Here is a 19,757-nt window from a genome sequence, read left to right on the forward strand (position 1 = left end):
CGCCTCACATGCCGTGCTCGATGACCTTGAGCCCGCCCATATAGGGCTGCAGCACATCGGGCACCGCGATCGAACCATCTTGCTGCTGATAGGTCTCCATGACGGCGATCAGAGCGCGCCCGACCGCCGTGCCGGAGCCATTCAGCGTATGCACGAAGCGCGGCTTGCCGTCGGGGCCGCGATAGCGCGCGTCCATGCGACGGGCCTGGAAATCGCCGCATACCGAGCAGCTCGAAATCTCGCGATAAGCGCCGCCGTCGCCCTGCCCCGGCATCCACACCTCGATGTCGTAGGTCTTCTGCGCGGAGAAGCCCATGTCGCCGGCGCACAGCGTCATCACGCGATAATGCAGGTCGAGCTTCTGCAGCACCTGCTCGGCGCAGGACAGCATGCGCTCGAGCTCATCCTTGCCGGCTTCCGGCGTCGTGATCGACACCAGCTCCACCTTTGTGAACTGGTGCTGGCGGATCATGCCGCGCGTATCGCGTCCCGCCGCGCCGGCTTCGGCACGGAAGCACGGCGTCAGCGCGGTGAGCCGCATCGGCAGCTCCTTCTCGTCGAGGATGGATTCGCGCGCGAGGTTGGTCAGCGAGACTTCCGCGGTCGGGATCAGGCCGAGGCGCTCGCTGCGCAGATCGGCATTCGGCGACGCGAGCAATTCGCCCTTGATCGCCCAGAACTGGTCGTCCTCGAATTTCGGCAACTGACCGGTGCCGAACATCACGGCGTCGCGCACCAGCAGCGGCGGATTAATCTCGGTATAGCCATGCTCGCCGGTGTGCAGGTCGAGCATGAACTGTCCGATCGCACGCTCGAGCCGCGCCAGGCCCTTCTTCAGCACGACGAAGCGTGCGCCGGACAGTTTCGCCGCCGCCTCGAAATCCATATAGCCGAGCGCGGTGCCGAGATCGTCATGCAGCTTCGGCGCAAAGCCGTAGTCGCGCTTCTTCCCGTACACGTGGTGCTCGACATTGCCGTACTCGTCGGTGCCGTCGGGCACCTCGTCGAGCGGCAGGTTCGGAATCGACGACAGCTCTTTGGTCAGCTCGTCATCGGACGATTTCGCCGCCAGCTCGAGCTCCGGCATCGTGGTCTTCAGCTCGGCGACTTCAGCCATCAGCTTGGCCGCGCGCGCCTCGTCCTTCGCCTTCTTGGCCTCGCCGATCTCCTTCGAGGCCGCATTGCGCCGCGCCTGGGCCTGCTCCGACGCCAGGATCGCCGCCCGTCGCTTCTCGTCGATCGCCAGCAGCGACGGCGACAGGGCCTCTAGCCCGCGGCGCTTCAGGCCGGCGTCGAAGGCTGTCGGGTTGTCGCGGATCGCTTTGATGTCGTGCATGGGTCAGTCCTGGCAGGCTATGCGTAAGCAACCAACCATTGCGTTGGCAAACTACGGCTATGTAGTTCCACTATCACGACCCTCATCGTCAGCGAAAGCGGGTGATCCGGTATTCCAGAGACGTCGGCGTGTCACCGGGAAGCCGCAGCGTACTGGATACCCCGCTTTCGCGGGGTATGACACCGACTGTGAGGTGAAATCACCCTACTCGGCCGGATTGGTCGCCGACGGCGCCCCGGACGAGGCGGTCGAGGTCGCGGCCTTCTTCTCCACGATCCGGACCGCGATGATGGCGCCCTCGTAGAGCGCGAGCAGCGGGATCGCGAGCGAGGCCTGGCTCAGCACGTCGGGCGGCGTCAGCACGGCGGCGATGATGAAGGCGATCACGATGAAGTAGCGCCGCTTCTCCTTCAGCATCTTCGAGGTGACGATGCCGATGCGGCCGAGCAGCGTCAGGATCACCGGCAGCTGGAACGCGATGCCGAAGGCGAAGATCAGCGACATCATCAGCGAAAGATATTCGCCGACCTTGGGCAGCAGCTGGATCTGCGCGGTCTCCGCGCCGCCGGCCTGCTGCATGCCGAGCGAGAATCGCACCAGCATCGGCAGCACGACGAAATAGACCAGCGCCGCGCCCATCACGAAGAACACCGGAGTGGCGATCAGGTATGGCAGGAACGCGTTGCGCTCATGACGGTAGAGACCGGGCGCGACGAATTTGTAGATCTGGGTGGCGACGATCGGAAACGAGATGAACCCAGCGCCGAACAATGCGAGCTTCAGCTGGGTGATGAAATATTCCAGCAGCGCGGTGTAGATGAACTTCGAATTCTCCGGCCCCGCGATCCAGACGAACGGCCAGACCAGCACGTTGTAGATCTGCTTGGCGAAGAAGAAGCAGATGATGAAGGCCACGCCGAAGCCGAGCAGCGCCTTGATCAGCCGCGAGCGCAGCTCGATCAGGTGATCCATCAAGGGGGCCTTGCTGGCCTCGATGTCTTCGGCGCTCATGACGCCCTCGCGTCCTTGCGCACATCGGGCTGTACCGGCGTCACGTCCTGCGGCGACGGCTCGGCCTTCACCTCATTGGTGATCGCGAGCGGCTCGCTGGCGGCAGCATGCGCCTCGGCCTCGACGAAGGTTTCCGGCGTCGGCTCGGCAGGAGTCGTGGGCGTCACCGGTGCGTCACTTGACGTCACAAGTGCGTCGCTCGACGTCACCGGTGCGTCGATCGCGGACGCGACCTGCGCATCGACCGGCTTGTCGATCTGCAGGGCGTCGCTGACGTCCTTCTGCAGCGAAGTCATGATGTTGCCGCTGGTGATGCCGGTTGCGGCCTCCTTGACCTCGTCAAAGCTCTTCTTGAGGTCGGCCATCTCGGCCTCGCGCATGGCTTCCTGGAACTGGCCCTGGAATTCGGAGGCCATCTTGCGGGCCTTGCCCATCCATTGCCCGACCATGCGCAGCACGCCCGGCAGTTCTTTCGGGCCGATGGCGATCAGCGCGACGACCGCGATGACGACCAGTTCACTCCACCCGATATCGAACATGAATTCTTCCGCCTAAGCGCGCCGCCATCGGCCCCATCGCTCCCATCAGGATCTGGGGCTGCCGGCGCCTTTTCTCAATCGGCGTCCATAGCGCGTCTGTGCGACGGCGTCACCGTTTCGCGCAAGAAAAAACGTCGAAATATGCGTCAGTACAAGCGCGTTAGACGGCCTTGCTGCCGACGTCCTGGCGCGCGGCCGACGGCGCCGCATTGTGATCGATCGACTTCGTGGGCTCGGTCTTCTCGGCGACCTTGTCGTCGTCCTGCATGCCCTTCTTGAAGGCCTTGATGCCCTGGGCGACGTCACCCATCAGATCAGAAATCTTGCCGCGTCCGAACAGCAGCAGGACCACTGCGATCACGACGATCCAGTGCCAAATGCTCAACGAACCCATCCTGCAACCCTCCAGAAATGGCCGGCGGACCGGCCTGAACTTTGCCGGAAGGTAGGCCCGCGGGGTGTCAAAAACAAGGACCTCGGCCGCGGCAAATCGCTGTCGCGGCTACGTAATATTGCTAGGCTTAACCGGGAATATTCAGGCTTATTCGCCCTTGTCCTCGGTGTCGGCGTCATCACCCGCGTGGTCGGCGCGGTCTTCCGGCTCGCCCGCGTCAGGTTCGGCCGCATCCGCGTCAGAGGCAACGTCCGCCTCGACCTCGACCTGAGCGGTCGTTTCGACCTCGGCAGTCCCAACCTCATCGGTCGTTTCTGCGTCGGCTTTCGGTTCCTCGGCTTCCGGCTCGACCGCCGGCGCCAGCAGCAGTTCCAGCGTATCACCCGGCTCGAGCGGCTCCTCGTCCTCCCGCAGCGTCGCGTCATCCGACGGCGACGGAACGGAAAATCCGGTCGGCAGACGCGAGTCGAGCAGACCCGTGCCCTTCAGCTCCTCAAGCCCCGGCAGGTCGCCGAGCGCTTCCAGGCTGAACTGCGACAGGAACGCGTCGGTGGTTCCGAAGGTGAGCGGACGGCCCGGGGTCTTGCGGCGGCCGCGCGGCCGGATCCAGCCGGTCTCGAGCAGCACGTCGATCGTGCCCTTCGACGTGACCACGCCGCGAATCTCTTCGATCTCGGCGCGAGTCACCGGCTGATGATAGGCGACGATCGCCAGCACCTCGATCGCGGCGCGCGACAGCTTCCGCGTCTCGGTGCTCTCGCGCGTCATCAGCCACGACAGATCGCCGGCGGTGCGGAACGTCCACTTGTTGGCGACACGCACCAGGTTGACGCCGCGCGGCGCGTATTCCGCCTGCAGCTGCGCGAGCGCCGCCTTGACGTCGACGCCGTCGGGCATCCGCTTTGCCAGCGTTGCCTGATCGATCGGCTCGGCCGATGCAAACAACAGGGCTTCCAGGAGCCGCAATTCCTCAGGACGCGCCACCGGATCCATAGGAGAAACCTCCTCCTCGGGCTCTTCTCTGCGCACTTCCGCCAAGCTTGCCATGGGCTTGCTCTCCTTCTTCCACTTACTCAACCGACAGGTCCGGCGCTGCCATTGCGGCCTGCGCTTGACGCTTTCGGAAATAGATCGGCGCGAACGCCTGCTTCTGGTTGATCTCCATCTCGCCCTCGCGAACCAGCTCGAGGGCGGCAGCGAAGCTCGATGCGAACACCGTCGCCTTCTGGGTGGGATCGGCGACGTAATTCATCAGATACTCGTCGAGGCAGCTCCAGTCCTCGGCGATGCCGACCAGCCGCTCCAGCGACGCACGCGCTTCGGCCAGCGACCATACGGTACGCTTTTGCAGATGAACCGTCGTCAGCACGCGCGACTGGCGCTGCGTGGCGTAGGCCGACAGCAGGTCGTACAGGGTCGCGGTGAACTTCGGATGCTTGATCTCGGCGATCGATTCCGGATTGCCGCGCGGAAAGATATCGCGCTGGAACTGGGGCCGGTTCATCAGCCGGTTCGCCGCCTCGCGGATCGCCTCCAGCCGGCGCAACCGGTTGGCGAGCGCGGTCGCCATTTCCTCGGCGCTCGGCCCCTCTGCGCTCGGCGGCTCGGGCAGCAGGAGCCGCGACTTCAGGAACGCCAGCCACGCCGCCATCACCAGATAGTCGGCCGCAAGCTCGAGGCGAATCTTGCGGGCAGCCTCGATGAACGAAAGATACTGGTCGGCAAGCGCAAGGATCGAGATCTTCGACAGGTCGACCTTCTGCTGCCGCGCCAGCGTCAACAGCAGGTCGAGCGGGCCCTCATAGCCCTCGACGTCGACCACCAGCGCCGGTTCGCCCTCGGCGAGGTCGGCCGGCCGCCCGGTATCAAACGAAAGAATTTCAGCGGTCATGCCGTCCCTACCCGATCCAACAACGCATCCAGTTCAGCCCGTGCCGCCTGCCGGTCGAGCGGCTGAGGCGGCTTGCGCGCGGCGAGCGTCGCCTTGGCGCGCTCAAGCGCCTTGCCGGTCAGTTCCGGCGTTTCGCGTGCGACCTCGCGCATCTCGTCAATATTGCCGTTGCAGTGCAGAACCATGTCGCAACCGGCGGTGACGATGGCGCGGGTCCGCTCGGCAATCGATCCGGCCAGAGCATTCATCGACACGTCATCACTCATCAACAAACCCTGGAACCCGATCAGGCCGCGAATCACCTGTTCGACGATTGTCGCAGAAGTCGTCGCCGGATGGACGGGGTCGAGCGCGCTAAACACAACATGTGCAGTCATGGCCATCGGCAGATCGGCAAGCGGCTGGAACGCAGCAAAATCGGTCCGTTCCAGCTCGGCCTTGGCGGTATCGACCGTCGGAAGCCGGAAATGGCTGTCCGCGGTGGCCCGGCCATGGCCGGGAATATGCTTGAGAACCGGCAATACCCCGCCCTGTTCCAGCCCGTCCGTGACCGCCTGGGCGATCGCCGCGACCTTGCCGGGTTCAGTTCCATAGGCCCGGTTGCCGATCACCGCATCCGCCCCGGCCACGGGAACGTCGGCCAAAGGCAGGCAATCGACAGTGATTCCGAGGTCGGTCAGATCGGCCGCAATCAGCCGTGAGCTGAGCCGGGCTGCCGCAAGCCCGAGCTTCGGATCGATGTCGTAGAGCGCCCCAAAGCTCGCGCCCGGCGGATAGGCCGGCCAATGCGGCGGACCAAGCCGCTGCACCCGCCCGCCTTCCTGGTCGATCAGGACCGGAGCATCGGAAACGCCGACTGCGGACCGGAGTTCCCCAACAAGAGCCGCCACTTGGGCAGGACTCTCGATGTTGCGCTTGAACAGGATGAAGCCCCATGGCCGCTCGGCGCGAATGAATTCGCGCTCGGCGTCGTTGAGGATCAGCCCGGATATGCCCGTGATGAATGCGCGGTTCGTCATTCGGCCGATTAGGCCGTATGCAGCTCACGGGTCAAGGAAACGGCCTTTAATTTCTTTGGATGAGGCACTGCGGTCCACCCGCCGACATCAGGCTCTTGCACACTTGGCTCGCCTCTTCCGAGGACGCGAACGGGCCCGCGAAGGCGCGGTAGTAGACGCCTTTCTCTCCGAGATCGACGCGCTTCACCACCAAGGGCTGCGAACCGAGCACGTTGCGATACTTGCCCTGCAGCGTCCGGTACGACGCCTGGGCGTCCGCCTCGTTCTTCTGCGAGGAGACCTGGACCAGATATCCGCCGCCCCCAACCGGAGCCGCCGAGGTCGAGGCCACCCGGGTCGGAGGTGCGGCCGGAGCCGCCTCAGCCTGGCCGGGAACAAGCGACATTGGCGAGTTGACGCTGGCGTTGGCCGCAGCCGGGTTGCCGCGCGACACCGGAGACTTCGCCGCCGCCGGAGGTTTCGCCGGCACGGTTGCGGTGGCCTGCGTGCCATCGGGCGTATCGCCCTTGACTGAAAGCGTGCGGACCTTGCGCGGCTCGTTGTTCGGCAACGTGCCGTTCGCGGTGATCGGCGCCGGCGCCGGCTGTGCCGTCTGCACGCTGGCGGGCGGCGGTGGATTCGCATTGGCGTTCAGCGGCGGAAACACGACGCGCGGTCCGGCGGTCTTCGAATTGACGTCGACCGGCGTCTCTTCGCGCGAAACGATCTTCTCGGTGCCGTCGCCCGTCGCCATGCGGTCCGGCGTCTTGGCCGGCGCGTCGGCCTGGGCCGGGATCACCTTGGTCGGCGTGTTGTCAGCCTTGATGATCGGCGGCTCACCGCTCCGGGGCGAGCCGACATAGGTCCGGTAGGCATACGCGCCACCGACACCGAACACGCCGAGCGCCAGCACCGCGGCGACCGTTATCAGGCCGCTGCGCCGCCGACGGGGCTCGGGTTCTTCCTCGTAGGCCTCCTCATAGGCATAGGGATCGTCCGGATAGGCGGGATCGCGCTGCAGGTCCTGCTCGCCGGCTTCCAGCTGGCCGTAGAGCGCGTCGTCATAGCGCGACGGATCCTGACTCTGACTGCCGCTCTGATAGCGCGGCTCCTCGTCAAATGCCTCCGGCTGCCGAGGGGCCTCGACCGGCCGATACTGCGCCACCGGCGCGGGCGCGGGCTGCGCCTGCTGAGCCGCGTAGCGATGCAACGGATGCACCGGCTTCGGCTGGTAGTCCTGCTCGGGCTCTTCGTCTTCGATGTTCTGCACGGGAGGCGGAGCGACAGCCTCCTGCCGCGCGCGCTGCATCCAGGGCGGCGGGCCCGCGGGCGGCGCATCCTCGTCCGCGGCCTGCGGCTCGTATTGTTGCGGCCGCGCGTTGGCGCGCGACTGCAGCGGTCGCGGCGGCGGCTTGTTGGCGGAGCCGAAGGGATCCGTCTGGCCGATCAGCCGTGCCAGTTCGGCAAGCGGATCGCTGTCGGCCTTGGAAGCCGTGTCGGCGGGAAAATGTCGGTCCTGATATCGATCAGCCATTGTGATGATGCATCCCCTTCGGGACAGCGCCAAGATCGCCGGCACAGCCGGTCCGTACGAGTTGGCCTCTGCCAGATGCCCTCACAAATCCCCACTCGTGAGGGCCTAATGCCCCTGCCTACCGCATCTCGGTCGGAGCGTGGACGCCTAGAACAGCTAAGCCCGATGCCAGAACCGAGACGACGCCCTGAACCATTGCCAGTCGCGCCCTCGTGATCTCTGCATCATTATTGATAATGAAGCGTAAATAGGGCAAATCGCGCCCCTTGGTCCAAAGCGCATGAAATTCACTGGCCAAATCATAGAGATAAAAAGCGATTCGGTGCGGCTCATGCGCCACCGCCGCAGCCTCGATCATCCGCGGATAAAGCGCAAGCCGCTTGAGCAGCTCGAGCTCGGCCGGGTCGGTCAGCCGCTCGACCGTAACATTACGGAGATAGGCCAGCCGGGCCTCATCGGTCTCGGGCAGATCGGAAACCGCTTCCTCCCGCGCGTTGCGGAAGATCGAATGGCCGCGGGCGTGGCCGTACTGGACGTAGAAGACCGCGTTGTCCTTTGACTGCTCGATCACCTTGGCGAGGTCGAAATCGAGCACCGCGTCGTTCTTGCGGAACAACATCATGAATCGGACAGCGTCGGAGCCGACCTCGTCGACCACCTCGCGCAGCGTGACGAATTCGCCGGACCGCTTCGACATCTTCACCGGCTCGCCGTCGCGCAACAGCTTCACGAGCTGCACGATCTTGACGTCGAGCACAGCCTTGCCCGCGGTCACCGCCTTCACGGCGGCCTGCATGCGCTTGATGTAGCCACCATGATCGGCGCCGAACACGTCGATCAGATTGGTGAAGCCACGCTCGAATTTGTAGCGGTGGTTGGCGATGTCGGATGCGAAGTAGGTGTAGGAGCCGTCCGACTTGATCAGCGGACGATCGACGTCGTCGCCATAGGCGGTGGCGCGGAACAGCGACTGCTCGCGGTCCTCGTAGTCCTCGACCGGCTTGCCCTTCGGGGGCGGCAGGCGGCCCTCGTAGATGTCGCCCTTGGCGCGCAGGAAATCGATGGTCTCGGCGACCTTGTTGTTGCCTGACGTGATAAGCGAGCGCTCGGAGAAGAACACGTCGTGATGGATATTGAGCGCGGCGAGATCGCCCTTGATCATCTCCATCATCATCGCGATCGCCTTGTCGCGCACGATCGGCAGCCACTCGGCTTCGCTCATGTCGAGCAGCTTCTTGCCATATTCCTTGGCGAGTGCCTCGCCGACCGGCACGAGGTAATCGCCGGGATAGAGCCCTTCCGGGATCGCGCCGATGTCCTGGCCCAGCGCCTCGCGGTAGCGCAGGAACGCCGAGCGCGCGAGCACATCGACCTGAGCGCCGGCGTCGTTGATGTAGTATTCGCGGCAGACGTCGAAGCCCGCGAATTGCAGCAGGCTGCACAGCGCGTCGCCGAACACGGCGCCGCGGCAATGGCCGACATGCATCGGTCCGGTCGGGTTGGCCGAGACATATTCGACATTGACCTTCTCGGCCTTGCCGATGTCGCTGCGCCCGTAAGCCGAGCCGGCGGCCAGCACGGCGCGCAGCGCGTCCGCCCAGACCTGCGGCTTCAAGGTCAGGTTGATGAAGCCGGGCCCGGCGACATCGACCGACGCCACCAGCGCATCGGCGCGCAACCGGTCGGCGATCTTGTCGGCGAGTTCGCGCGGCTTGGCCTTGGCATCCTTGGCGAGCACCATCGCGGCATTGGTCGCCATGTCGCCATGGCTGGCGTCGCGCGGCGGCTCCACCACGACGCGGGACAGATCGATGCCGGCGGGCCAATTGTCCTCGGCTGCGACAGCGGCACAGATCGCGTGCACGCGCGTCAGCATGTCGGCAAAAAGGTGTGGTGAAGCAGTGGTGTCGGCCATGGCAGGGCGCTAACGCAAATCCGGGGTCGAGTCAAAAAGCCTTTGGTGCTCGATCAGGGCGAAACGGTCGGTCATCCCGGCAATGAAATTGCCGATCCGCCTGTTCCGAGCGCTCCCGGTCTCCTGCACGCTGCCCTCGATCCATTCCGCCGGCAGGTCTTCAGGCGATTGCTGGTAGCGCTCGAACAGATTGCGGACCACCTCCTCCGCCTCCCCCATCACCAGCATCACCCGCTTGTGGCGATACATCCGCCGGAACAGGAACGCCTTGATCGCCGCCTCCTGCTCCGCCACCTCGGACGGAAACGCGATCAGCGGGGTATTGTGGTGGCGCACGTCATGGGCCGATTGCGGCTGCGCGGCCGCGAGGCGCCGGCTCGCCTCGTTGAAGACCGCGCTGATGAAGTGTGAGATCAGCTCACGCACCAGTTCGGCGCCGCGCCGGACCTCGTCGAGCCCGGGATAGTGGCGGTCGATCTCGGCGATGATCTCAGCGGTCAGCGGCATCTCCTTGAGGTCGTCGACCGCGAACAGACCGGCACGCAGGCCGTCATCGATATCGTGCGCGTCGTAGGCGATGTCGTCGGCGAAGGCCGCGATCTGCGCCTCGAGCGAGGCATAGCTCCAGAGCTCGAGGTCGTGGCCCTTGTTGTAGTCGGCAATTCCGATCGGGATTCCACTCTCCAGGTAGCGGCCGGCGGGTGCGCCACCGCGCTCGGTCAGCGGACCGTTGTGCTTGACGATCCCCTCGAGCGATTCCCAGGTCAGGTTCAGCCCGCCGAATTCGGGGTAGCGATGCTCCAGCGAGGTGACGACCCGCAGCGCCTGCGCATTATGGTCGAAGCCGCCGTCATCCCTGAGGCATTCGTCGAGCGCCCGCTCGCCGGCATGGCCGAACGGCGGATGGCCGAGGTCATGCGCCAGCGCCAGCGTCTCGGTCAGGTCCTCGTCGACCCCGAGCTGGCGGGCCAGCGCCCGGGCGATCTGCGCGACCTCCAGCGAATGGGTCAGCCGCGTGCGGTAGTGATCGCCTTCGTGGAAGACGAAGACCTGGGTCTTGTGCTTGAGGCGGCGGAACGCGGTGGAATGGATCACCCGGTCGCAGTCGCGCCGAAACGGGCTCCGGGTCCGGCTCGGCGGCTCCGCGACCAGCCGGCCGCGGCTGCGATCGGGGTCGCAGGCATAAGGCGCGCGGGGGGCAGCCATTCCGACCGACACTGTATTTTAGTCCTTATCCATTTGATTCCATGGTCCGACGCACTTAACTATGACTGAGGCGGCCGACCAAATGAATTGGGGATGACGCCGGGCCTGATCCGGATCAGATCATGCTCAAATAGGGTTTCGGAGACCGACATGACTGCTGCCATTACCGTCAGCGAACGGGCCGCCCGCCGTATCGGGCAGATCCTCAGCAAGGAAGGCGAAGGCGCCAAGCTGCGCATTTCGGTCGAGGGCGGCGGCTGCTCCGGTTTCCAGTACAAGTTCGACGTCGAGCGCACCCAGGCCGATGACGACCTCGTGATCGAGCGCGACAGCGCGGTGGTGCTGATCGATCCCGCCTCGGTCCCGTTCCTCGCAGGCTCGGAGGTCGACTTCGTCGACGACCTGATCGGCGCCTCGTTCCGCGTCGTCAATCCCAACGCCACCGCCTCCTGCGGCTGCGGCACCAGCTTCTCGATCTAACGCTTCGCGATCCCGAGCGGTTTCTCCCGGCGAGCCGGTTTCCGGCTCGCGCCGAACGCTCGGCTATTCCGCCGCGACCACCTGCGGCCGTTCGACGTCGCCGCCTGCCTCCGCCTGCGGGTCGAGCTTGCGGCGCAGCCTGCGGTCGATGCGGTCGAGATAGATGTAGATCACGGGCGTGATGAACAGCGTCAGCAGCTGCGACACGCAGAGGCCGCCGACCACGGCGACGCCGAGCGGTTGACGCAGTTCGGCGCCGGCACCCGCGCCGAGCGCGATCGGCAGCGTGCCGAAGATCGCCGCGAACGTCGTCATCATGATCGGACGGAAGCGCAGCAGTGCCGCCTCGCGGATCGCGTGCTCGGCGCTGAGGCCGACGCGGCGACGCTCCAGCGCGAAGTCGACCATCATGATCGCATTCTTCTTGACGATGCCGACCAGCATCACGATGCCGATCATCGCAATCACAGACAGCTCCATCCCGAACATCATCAGCGTCAGGATCGCGCCGATACCGGCCGACGGCAGGCCGGAGATGATGGTGATCGGGTGGATGAAGCTCTCGTAGAGAATGCCGAGGATCACGAAGGCTGCGAACACCGCGGCGAGGATCAGCACGCCCTGCCCGCGCAGCGAATCCTGGAACACCTGCGCGGTGCCGGAGAAGCCGGTCACAATCGTCGGCGGCAAATTCGCGGTCTGCTCGAGTTCGGTGATCTTGTCGACCGCGTAGCCGAGTGAGGTGCCCGGCGCGAGGTTGAACGAGATCGTCACCGCCGGCTGCTGGCCCTGGTGGTTGATCTGCAACGGCCCGACCGTCGGCACCAGCCTCGCCACCGCATCCAGCGGAATGGTCTGGTTGTTCGCGGTCTTCATGTAGAGCTTCGAGAGGTCGGACGGATCGACGCGGAACTGCGGCTGCACCTCGAGGATGATCTGGTAGTCATTCGACGGCATGTAGATGGTGCCGACCTGCCGCGCGCCATAGGCGTTGTAGAGCTGGTTGCGGACCTGATCCACGGTGACGCCGTAGACCGCCGCCTTCTCGCGGTCGATGTCGACCGTCATCTGCGGGTTCTTGATGTAGAGGTCGGTGGTAACGTCGAGCAAGCCCGGGATCTTCTCGATCTTGTCGCGCATCTCGGGCGCCAGCCGGTACAGCGCCTCGGTATCGCCGCTCTGCATCACATACTGATACTGGCTCTTCGAGATGCGGCCGCCGATGCTGAGGTTCTGGATGCTCTGGAAGAACGCCTGCATGCCCGGGATCTCGCGCGCCTTCTGCCGCAGACGGCCGATCACCACGGTGGCGTTGTCACGCATCTTCTGCGGCTTCAGCGCGATGAACAGACGGCCGTAATTCGCCGTCGGATTGGGACCGCCGGAGCCGACCGTAGAGTTGATGTACTCTATCGCCGGATCGGTCCGCAGCACCTCGACCAGCGCCTGCTGGCGCACCTTCATCGCCTCGAACGAGGTGTCGGTCGCAGCCTCCGTCACGCCGATCAGAAAGCCGGTGTCCTCCTGCGGGAAGAAGCCCTTCGGCACGATCATGTAGAGGTAGATGGTGCCGCCCAGCGTAGCCAGCGTCACCACCAGCATCAGGGCCTTCTTGGCCAGCACCCAATCCAGCGCCCATTCATAGGCCCGCAGCCAGGCCTCGAACATCGCCTCGAACGCCCGCAGCACGACGTTCGGCCGCTTGGTCGCGTCATGCGTGCGCAGCACGCGGGCGCACAGCATCGGCGTCAAGGTCAGCGACACGAAGCCGGACACGATGATGGCGACCGAGATCGTCACCGCGAATTCGCGGAACACGCGGCCGACGATGCCGCCCATCAGCAGCACCGGGATGAACACGGCGATCAGCGAGAAGGTGATCGAGATGATCGTGAAGCCGATCTCGCGGGCGCCCTTCAGCGCCGCCTCGAACGGCTTCATGCCGTGCTCGATATGGCGGACGATGTTCTCCAGCATGACGATGGCGTCGTCGACCACGAAGCCGACCGAGAGCGTCAGCGCCAGCAGCGTCATGTTGTTGATGGAGTAGTCCAGCGCGTACATCGCCGCGCAGGTGCCGAACAGCGAGATCGGCACCGCGAGCGCCGGGATGAAGGTCGCGGACGCCGAGCGCAGGAACAGGAAGATCACGAGGATCACGAGCCCGATCGCGATCAGCAGGGTCTCCTCGACGTCGCTGACCGCCTGGCGGATCGAGACCGAACGGTCCATCATGACCTGCATGGTCACCGAGGGCGGGATCGCGGCGCGCAGCGCCGGCAGCTTGGCCAGCACGGCGTCGACCACCGCCACGGTGTTGGCGTCGGGCTGCTTCTGGATCGCGAGCACGATCGCCCGCTCGTCGTTCATCCAGGTCGCGATCTTGTCGTTCTCGACGCTGTCATAGACCTTGGCGATCTCGTCGAGCCGGACCGGCGAGCCGTTGCGCCAGGCGACATAGATCTGGCGGTAGTCGGCCGCCTTGTCCATCTGGCCGGAGGCCTGCAGCGCGACGTCCTGCTTGGGGCCATTCAAGGTACCGACCGGCGTCGACGAATTGGCGCGCGACACCGCGGCGCGGATATCCTCCATCGAGACGCCGCGCGCGGCGGCGGCCTCCGGATCGGCCTGAACGCGGATGGCGAATTTCTGCGCGCCGTAGATCAAGACCTGGGCGACGCCCGGCAGCTGCGACAGTGCCTGCCCGATCGTGATGTCGCCGTATTCGTTGACGCTCGACAGCGGCAGCGTCGCCGAGCCGAGCGAGACGAACAGCACCGGGAAGTCCGCCGGGTTCACCTTCCGGAAGCTCGGCGGGATCGTCATCTCGATCGGCAGCCGTCGTTGCGCGATCGTCAACGCGGTCTGCACGTCGAGCGCGGCGGCATCGATGTTGCGGTTGAGGTCGAACTGGATGGTGATGACGCTCGTGCCCTGCGAGGAGTTCGAGGACATCGAGGAGATGCCGGCAATGGTCGAGAGCTGGCGCTCGATGATGCCGGCGACCGAGGCCGCCATGGTGTCGGCGCTGGCGCCGGGCAGGGTCGCGGTCACCGCGATGGTCGGGAAGTCCACCTTGGGCAGCGCCGAGACCGGCAGCAGGCGGAAGCCGAACACGCCGAATGCGATGATCGACGCCGTGATCAGCGTCGTCATGACCGGGCGGCGGATGCAAAGCTCGGAGAGCGTCATCGGTCAGGCTCCGGCCTTGCGCGCCCGCAGTTCAACCCGCGATCCCTCCGAGAGCAGCAGCTGGCCGTCGACGACGACGCTTTCATCGCCCGCCAATCCGTCTGAGATCACCGAGCTGCCCTGGAAGGTGCGATCGACCTTGACCGGCCGGACCTTGGCAACGCCGTCCTTGACGACGAAGACGAAATTGCCGTTCTGGCTGCGCTGCACCGCGACCGTCGGCACCACGACCGCGTCTTCGCTGCGGATGATCAGCTTGGTCTGCACGATGGTGCCGGGCCAGAGCGTCTCGCTCTCGTTGTTCATGATGCCGCGCACGGTCACCATGCCGGTGGTCGCGTCGACGGCGTTCTCCACCATCGCGACCTTGCCGCGCTCGGAGCGCTGGTGGCCGGGAATGGTCGCGATCACCTTTGAATCGCCCTTCCCCATGGCGTCGCGCAGATCGACCAGCGCCCGCTGCGGAATCGCGAAGGTGACGTAGACCGGTGCCATCTGGTTGATGACCGCGAGCGGCTGGGTGTCGGCGGGGCGGACGAAGTTGCCGACCTTGACGTTGGCGGCGCTGATCCGTCCCGCGAATGGTGCGCGGATGACGGTGTAGCTCTTCTGGACGCGGAGGTTCTCCAGCGCGAACCGGTCGGCCTTGATGGTGCCGATCAGGACGTCGGACTGGGTCTTGGCGTTGTCGAGGTTGACTTGGGTGGTCGCCCCCTTGCCGACCAGTTCGGTGTAGCGGCGGAGGTCGCGCTGCGCGCCCTCGAGCTGGGCCTGGTCGCGGGCCAGGACGCCCTCGGCCTGCTCGATCTGCGCGTCGATCTGGCGCGCGTCGAGCGTGAACAGCAGGTCGCCTTCATTGACCCTGGCGCCGTCCTCGAAATGCACCGAGACGATGGTGGTCTCCAGCCGTGACTTCAGCGCCACGCTGGAGATCGGCGTGACCTGTCCGATGGCATCGACATCGACCGGAACCGATTTGCGTTCCGCCTTGGCGAGATCCACGGACACTACGCGCGGCCGCGCCGTCCCTTGCGCGGTGGCGGCGCCGCCACCCATCCATGAAGTGCGGGTCATGTAAGCCGCCCCGGCCGCAATGCCGAGAACAGCGACAGTCAGAACCAAATTGCGTTTTTTCATAAGTTTTGCACGTGCGCCGCCAGCTTCCCTTGAAGGCCGGTGCGCGTCGTCACTCCCCCGTCGGCAATTGTTGCGCCTTGTTTCCTGAGAGGGTTAGCACAGGCGGACCGCCCATGGTATGCCACCTAAGTGAAATAGTGCGGCTTCAATCCGGTGATTTGCATGCGCATCGCCGGACGTTTTGAGTAACCGGGCCGCATCCGTTCTGCTTCATTGAGCTTTCGAATCGCGACCTTATGTCCACCTCCGTCCTTGTCTGCCCCTGGGAAGAAGCTCGCGAACGCTCCCGTGCCATCCGCTACAGCGTCTTCGTCGAGGAACAGCGGGTGCCGGTAGAACTGGAATGGGACGACATGGACGCATCGAGCTGGCATGCGCTGGCGTTCGCCGACGACGGTGCGCCCTTGGCCACGGGCCGGCTGCTGCCGGACGGTCATATCGGCCGCATGGCCGTGCTCAAAGCGGCGCGCGGCACAGGCGTAGGCGCCCGCGTGCTGGACGCGCTGATGGCCAAGGCGGCCGAACTCGGCTATCCGGAACTGATCCTCAACGCGCAGACGCACGCGGAGCCGTTCTCCGCGCGCGTCGGCTTCGAGCGGATCGGCGCGGAATTCGAGGAGGCCGGCATCCCGCACATCGAGATGCGGAAGCGCTTGGTCTAAGCGGGGCGGCGCTCGGTCACGTTCCCCCACAATGAAGGAAGTCCGATGGCAGTTCGCATCGCTACGTGGAACGTCAACTCGGTCCGGCAACGGATCGAGCTTCTGGTCAGCTGGCTGAAGGAGTGCTCCCCCGACATCGTCTGTCTGCAGGAGATCAAATGCGTCGATGATGCGTTTCCCCGCCTCGAGGTCGAGGCGCTCGGGTACAATGTCGTCACGCACGGCCAGAAGACCTTCAACGGCGTCGCGCTGCTGTCGAAGCTGCCGTTCGACGAGACCAAATCGGGCCTCGCCGGCGACGACGAGGACGCCCATGCCCGCTTCCTCGAAGGCGTCGTCACGCTGAAGCAGGGCGTGATCCGGGTCGCGTGCCTTTACCTGCCCAATGGCAACCCCGCCAATACCGACAAATATCCGTACAAGCTCAAGTGGATGTCGCGGCTTTTTGAGTATTCGAAGGAGCGGCTTAGGGCCGAGGAGCCGTTGATCCTGGCCGGCGACTTCAACGTCATCCCGGCCGCGCGCGACGTCTACAATCCCGCCGCCTGGGCCGATGACGCCCTGTTCCGCCCCGCCACCCGCGAGGCCTTCCAGTCGCTGCTCGGCCTCGGCCTGACCGACGCGCTGCGGGCGGTCAATGACGAGCCGGGCCAGTACACCTTCTGGGACTACCAGGCCGGCGCCTGGCAGAAGAACTGGGGCCTGCGCATCGACCACCTGTTGATGTCGGCACAAGCGAGCGACCGGCTGATCGACGTCGGCATCGACAGCTATGTCCGGGCCTGGGAGAAGCCGTCCGACCACGTCCCGGTCTGGGCCGATCTCGATTTCGAGATCGCCTGACCCCGCCGGCCGGCCGGAAGTTCAATCCCGGCGGCCCTGCACCCAGTGCTCGAGCATCTGCAGCGCCATCGCGCGATCGTCCTCGGAGGCCTTGGCGATCGCCCGGTTGTAGCTTTCCTTGATCCAGGCCTCATCCGGCGTCGCGCTGTCGCGCGCCAGCGTCAGCCACATCAGGCCGCGTGCCCGCTGCGGCGGCAGGCGGTCGCCGTTGAACAGCATCTGGCCGAGCAGCGCCTGCGCCTGATGCTGGCCCTTCTGGGCGGCAAGGCCGAGCCAGCGCGCGCCGTAGCGGAAGTCGTCCCGCGAGGCGTCCGGCGTCTTCAGGTAGAGCCGGGCAAGATCATACTGGGCGTCGGCATTGCCGAAATAGGATGCGGCATAGGAGAACATCTCCCGCGCCCGCTCGGTGTCCGCCTTGACCTTGGAATTGGGAATGCCGCTCAGATAGTAGCGGCCGAGCGCGACGAAGGCGTTGGCCACGATCGAGGCCTGCGGCGCCGACGGGGAATCCTCGGCATGCGCATTGGCGATCCGGCTGAAATACTCGAAGGCGCGCATGTCGTCCTGGATGACGCCGTCGCCCTCGGCGTACATCTTGCCGAGCTTCCACTGCGCCACGGGGTGGCCGCCTTCGGCCTGGTACTGCAGCGTGCTGAACGACGAGGTCGGCGAGGTCGCCGCAGGCGCCACCGGGGTGGCGGCCCGTTTCAGCGCGCCGGCGGTCCCCGGCTGCGGGGAAACCACAGGAAGAACCGTATCTTGTGGGTTGACCGGGGCGCCGTCGAATCCGAATCCGGGGCCCGCCACCGGGATGGCCCCTAACGCAAACGCCAATATCGTACGCCTAAACGTCCGCATAACACTGTTTCTCGTACGCGCCACCCGGATGGGTGACTGCGCCATCCACCGCCGGCCCCACTTGCTCGGCGTACTTCCACAGCGCACCAGATGTATGGTTCGTCGCGCGAGGGGCCCATTTGGTCTTACGATTTGCGAGTTCGGCGTCGCTCAAATTTACGTTAAGGGTGCCGGAGACCGCATCGATCTCGATGATGTCGCCGTCTTGCAACAACCCGATCGGCCCGCCGACGGCCGCTTCAGGTCCAATATGTCCGATGCAGAAGCCACGGGTGGCGCCGGAGAACCGGCCATCGGTGATCAGGGCAATCTTGCCGCCCATCCCCTGCCCGGTCAGTGCCGCCGTGGTCGCCAGCATCTCCCGCATGCCGGGACCGCCCTTCGGCCCCTCATAGCGGATCACGATCACCTCGCCTTCCCTGTAGGTGCGCTTCTGCACCGCCTCGAAGGCGTCTTCCTCGCGGTCGAAGCACCGGGCCGGACCGGTAAACCTCAGGTTGGACATTCCCGCGACCTTCACGATCGCACCCTCCGGAGCGAGATTACCCTTTAGCCCGACAACGCCACCCGTCACGGTGATCGGATTGTCGGCGGGCCGCACCACATCCTGGTGCGGATTCCATTTCACGCTTTTGAGGTTTTCGGCGATCGTTCGGCCAGTGACGGTCAGGCAATTCCCGTGCAGGTGGCCATTGTCGAGCAGCGTCTTCATCAGCAGCGGAATGCCACCTACTTCAAACATGTCTTTGGCAACATAACGGCCGCCCGGCTTCAAATCCGCGACGTAAGGAGTCTTTTTGAAGATTTCGGCAACGTCGAACAAATTGAATTTAATGCCGCACTCATGGGCGATCGCCGGCAGGTGCAGCGCAGCATTGGTCGAACCACCTGAGGCTGCAACCACGGCCGCAGCATTTTCAAGGGCTTCGCGGGTGACGATGTCGCGGGGCCGGATGTTTTTCTCGATCAGCTCCATCACCTTCTCGCCGGCGGCGGCGCAGAAGGAGTCGCGGATCTCGTAGGGCGCCGGAGCCCCGGCGGAATACGGGAGCGCGAGTCCGATCGCCTCGGAGACGGTCGCCATGGTGTTGGCGGTGAACTGGGCGCCGCAGGCGCCGGCCGACGGGCACGCCACCCGCTCGATCTCGTCGAGGTCCTCGTCCGACATGGCGCCGACCGAGTGCTTGCCAACCGCCTCGAACATGTCCTGGACGGTGACCGGCTGGCCGCGGAAGTTGCCGGGCAGGATCGAGCCGCCATAGATGAAGATCGACGGAACATTGAGGCGGACCATCGCCATCATCATGCCCGGCAGCGACTTGTCGCAGCCGGCGAGCCCGACCAGCGCGTCATAGGAGTGGCCGCGGACCGTCAGTTCGACCGAATCGGCGATGCATTCGCGCGACGGCAGCGACGAGCGCATGCCGTCATGACCCATCGCGATCCCGTCGGTGACGGTGATGGTGCAGAACTCGCGCGGCGTGCCGCCGGCCGAGGCCACGCCCTTCTTCACCGCCTGCGCCTGGCGCATCAGCGAGATGTTGCAGGGAGCGGCTTCATTCCAACATGAAGCAACGCCGACAAAGGGTTGATGAATCTGGGCTGTCGTCAGCCCCATCGCATAAAGATAGGACCGGTGCGGTGCGCGCTCGGGGCCCTCCGTCACGTGACGGCTGGGCAGCCTGCCCTTGATGTTCGTCTTGGCGTCCATCGCGACCCTGTTCCCGGCGCTCTTTCCTCCATCAACGCCGGAACCCGAAA

Annotated in this window: 16 protein-coding genes and 1 pseudogene; 3 read left to right on the top strand and 14 right to left on the bottom strand. The window is 65.2% G+C overall.

Annotated features, from left to right (window positions below; translation table 11 throughout):
* Window positions 1–4: 4 nt before the first annotated feature.
* The 10 genes and pseudogenes from serS to J2R78_RS37285 all read right to left on the bottom strand — a co-directional run bounded on the left by serS (window position 5) and on the right by J2R78_RS37285 (window position 10,836).
* Window positions 5–1,336, bottom strand: coding sequence for a serine--tRNA ligase (gene serS / locus J2R78_RS37240; RefSeq protein WP_253608701.1), 1,332 nt, complete (start codon window positions 1,334–1,336; stop codon window positions 5–7).
* A 204-nt stretch (window positions 1,337–1,540) separates the two neighbouring features.
* Entirely contained in the window at window positions 1,541–2,347 is an 807-nt protein-coding gene (tatC, locus tag J2R78_RS37245; protein WP_028342074.1) for a twin-arginine translocase subunit TatC, read from the bottom strand.
* Window positions 2,344–2,886 (bottom strand): Sec-independent protein translocase protein TatB, encoded by a 543-nt coding sequence (gene tatB, locus J2R78_RS37250; protein ID WP_253608702.1) that lies wholly within the window; start codon window positions 2,884–2,886, stop codon window positions 2,344–2,346. The genes tatC and tatB overlap by 4 nt, the downstream gene beginning before the upstream one ends.
* A 160-nt stretch (window positions 2,887–3,046) precedes the next feature.
* The gene (locus J2R78_RS37255) at window positions 3,047–3,280 is read right to left on the bottom strand and encodes a twin-arginine translocase TatA/TatE family subunit (protein ID WP_028332136.1); all 234 of its coding nucleotides are present in this window, start codon (window positions 3,278–3,280) and stop codon (window positions 3,047–3,049) included.
* A gap of 162 nt (window positions 3,281–3,442) precedes the next feature.
* Window positions 3,443–4,327 (bottom strand): annotated as a pseudogene (scpB, locus tag J2R78_RS37260) (SMC-Scp complex subunit ScpB); the annotation flags it as partial.
* 22 nt (window positions 4,328–4,349) lie between these two features.
* A complete protein-coding gene (locus J2R78_RS37265) occupies window positions 4,350–5,171 on the bottom strand; it encodes a ScpA family protein (RefSeq protein WP_050420355.1) in 822 nt (273 codons plus the stop codon).
* A complete protein-coding gene (gene nagZ / locus J2R78_RS37270; protein WP_253608703.1) occupies window positions 5,168–6,190 on the bottom strand; it encodes a beta-N-acetylhexosaminidase in 1,023 nt (340 codons plus the stop codon). Before nagZ ends, J2R78_RS37265 begins: the two co-directional genes overlap by 4 nt.
* 46 nt (window positions 6,191–6,236) lie before the next feature.
* Window positions 6,237–7,703, bottom strand: coding sequence for an SPOR domain-containing protein (locus J2R78_RS37275; RefSeq protein WP_253608704.1), 1,467 nt, complete (start codon window positions 7,701–7,703; stop codon window positions 6,237–6,239).
* Between the two features lie 118 nt (window positions 7,704–7,821).
* Window positions 7,822–9,618 (bottom strand): arginine--tRNA ligase, encoded by a 1,797-nt coding sequence (gene argS, locus J2R78_RS37280; RefSeq protein WP_253608706.1) that lies wholly within the window; start codon window positions 9,616–9,618, stop codon window positions 7,822–7,824.
* Between the two features lie 9 nt (window positions 9,619–9,627).
* Window positions 9,628–10,836, bottom strand: a complete 1,209-nt coding sequence (locus J2R78_RS37285) for a deoxyguanosinetriphosphate triphosphohydrolase (RefSeq protein ID WP_083715049.1) — start codon at window positions 10,834–10,836, stop codon at window positions 9,628–9,630.
* A gap of 138 nt (window positions 10,837–10,974) precedes the next feature.
* Here J2R78_RS37285 and erpA point away from each other — a divergent pair, with 138 nt between their 5' ends.
* Window positions 10,975–11,304 (top strand): iron-sulfur cluster insertion protein ErpA, encoded by a 330-nt coding sequence (erpA, locus tag J2R78_RS37290; RefSeq protein ID WP_016846874.1) that lies wholly within the window; start codon window positions 10,975–10,977, stop codon window positions 11,302–11,304.
* Between the two features lie 63 nt (window positions 11,305–11,367).
* Here the strand turns inward: erpA and J2R78_RS37295 are convergent, their stop codons facing one another.
* Together J2R78_RS37295 and J2R78_RS37300 are read right to left on the bottom strand one after the other, a co-directional pair.
* Window positions 11,368–14,496, bottom strand: coding sequence for an efflux RND transporter permease subunit (locus J2R78_RS37295; RefSeq protein ID WP_253608707.1), 3,129 nt, complete (start codon window positions 14,494–14,496; stop codon window positions 11,368–11,370).
* A gap of 3 nt (window positions 14,497–14,499) precedes the next feature.
* Entirely contained in the window at window positions 14,500–15,633 is a 1,134-nt protein-coding gene (locus tag J2R78_RS37300) for an efflux RND transporter periplasmic adaptor subunit (RefSeq protein WP_057018545.1), read from the bottom strand.
* Between the two features lie 236 nt (window positions 15,634–15,869).
* Here J2R78_RS37300 and J2R78_RS37305 point away from each other — a divergent pair, with 236 nt between their 5' ends.
* Both J2R78_RS37305 and xth read left to right on the top strand, forming a co-directional pair.
* The gene (locus J2R78_RS37305; protein WP_253608708.1) at window positions 15,870–16,295 is read left to right on the top strand and encodes a GNAT family N-acetyltransferase; all 426 of its coding nucleotides are present in this window, start codon (window positions 15,870–15,872) and stop codon (window positions 16,293–16,295) included.
* A 45-nt stretch (window positions 16,296–16,340) separates the two neighbouring features.
* The gene (xth, locus tag J2R78_RS37310) at window positions 16,341–17,138 is read left to right on the top strand and encodes an exodeoxyribonuclease III (protein WP_253608709.1); all 798 of its coding nucleotides are present in this window, start codon (window positions 16,341–16,343) and stop codon (window positions 17,136–17,138) included.
* A 21-nt stretch (window positions 17,139–17,159) separates the two neighbouring features.
* On the opposite strand, the gene J2R78_RS37315 is transcribed toward xth, so the two are convergent.
* Window positions 17,160–17,996, bottom strand: coding sequence for a tetratricopeptide repeat protein (locus J2R78_RS37315; RefSeq protein ID WP_026192730.1), 837 nt, complete (start codon window positions 17,994–17,996; stop codon window positions 17,160–17,162).
* Window positions 17,983–19,707, bottom strand: coding sequence for a dihydroxy-acid dehydratase (gene ilvD, locus J2R78_RS37320; RefSeq protein ID WP_253608710.1), 1,725 nt, complete (start codon window positions 19,705–19,707; stop codon window positions 17,983–17,985). The genes J2R78_RS37315 and ilvD overlap by 14 nt, the downstream gene beginning before the upstream one ends.
* Window positions 19,708–19,757: the final 50 nt, after the last annotated feature.

Origin of the sequence: Bradyrhizobium sp. USDA 4538 (assembly GCF_024171045.1) — a bacterium.
Classification (GTDB): domain Bacteria; phylum Pseudomonadota; class Alphaproteobacteria; order Rhizobiales; family Xanthobacteraceae; genus Bradyrhizobium; species Bradyrhizobium australafricanum.

Coding starts and splice junctions, on each gene's coding strand:
- serS (WP_253608701.1), bottom strand. CDS start 1,336: ATGCACGACATCAAAGCGATCCGCGACAACCCGACAGCCTTCGACGCC.
- tatC (WP_028342074.1), bottom strand. CDS start 2,347: ATGAGCGCCGAAGACATCGAGGCCAGCAAGGCCCCCTTGATGGATCAC.
- tatB (WP_253608702.1), bottom strand. CDS start 2,886: ATGTTCGATATCGGGTGGAGTGAACTGGTCGTCATCGCGGTCGTCGCG.
- J2R78_RS37255 (WP_028332136.1), bottom strand. CDS start 3,280: ATGGGTTCGTTGAGCATTTGGCACTGGATCGTCGTGATCGCAGTGGTC.
- J2R78_RS37265 (WP_050420355.1), bottom strand. CDS start 5,171: ATGACCGCTGAAATTCTTTCGTTTGATACCGGGCGGCCGGCCGACCTC.
- nagZ (WP_253608703.1), bottom strand. CDS start 6,190: ATGACGAACCGCGCATTCATCACGGGCATATCCGGGCTGATCCTCAAC.
- J2R78_RS37275 (WP_253608704.1), bottom strand. CDS start 7,703: ATGGCTGATCGATATCAGGACCGACATTTTCCCGCCGACACGGCTTCC.
- argS (WP_253608706.1), bottom strand. CDS start 9,618: ATGGCCGACACCACTGCTTCACCACACCTTTTTGCCGACATGCTGACG.
- erpA (WP_016846874.1), top strand. CDS start 10,975: ATGACTGCTGCCATTACCGTCAGCGAACGGGCCGCCCGCCGTATCGGG.
- J2R78_RS37295 (WP_253608707.1), bottom strand. CDS start 14,496: ATGACGCTCTCCGAGCTTTGCATCCGCCGCCCGGTCATGACGACGCTG.
- J2R78_RS37300 (WP_057018545.1), bottom strand. CDS start 15,633: ATGAAAAAACGCAATTTGGTTCTGACTGTCGCTGTTCTCGGCATTGCG.
- J2R78_RS37305 (WP_253608708.1), top strand. CDS start 15,870: ATGTCCACCTCCGTCCTTGTCTGCCCCTGGGAAGAAGCTCGCGAACGC.
- xth (WP_253608709.1), top strand. CDS start 16,341: ATGGCAGTTCGCATCGCTACGTGGAACGTCAACTCGGTCCGGCAACGG.
- J2R78_RS37315 (WP_026192730.1), bottom strand. CDS start 17,996: ATGCGGACGTTTAGGCGTACGATATTGGCGTTTGCGTTAGGGGCCATC.
- ilvD (WP_253608710.1), bottom strand. CDS start 19,707: ATGGACGCCAAGACGAACATCAAGGGCAGGCTGCCCAGCCGTCACGTG.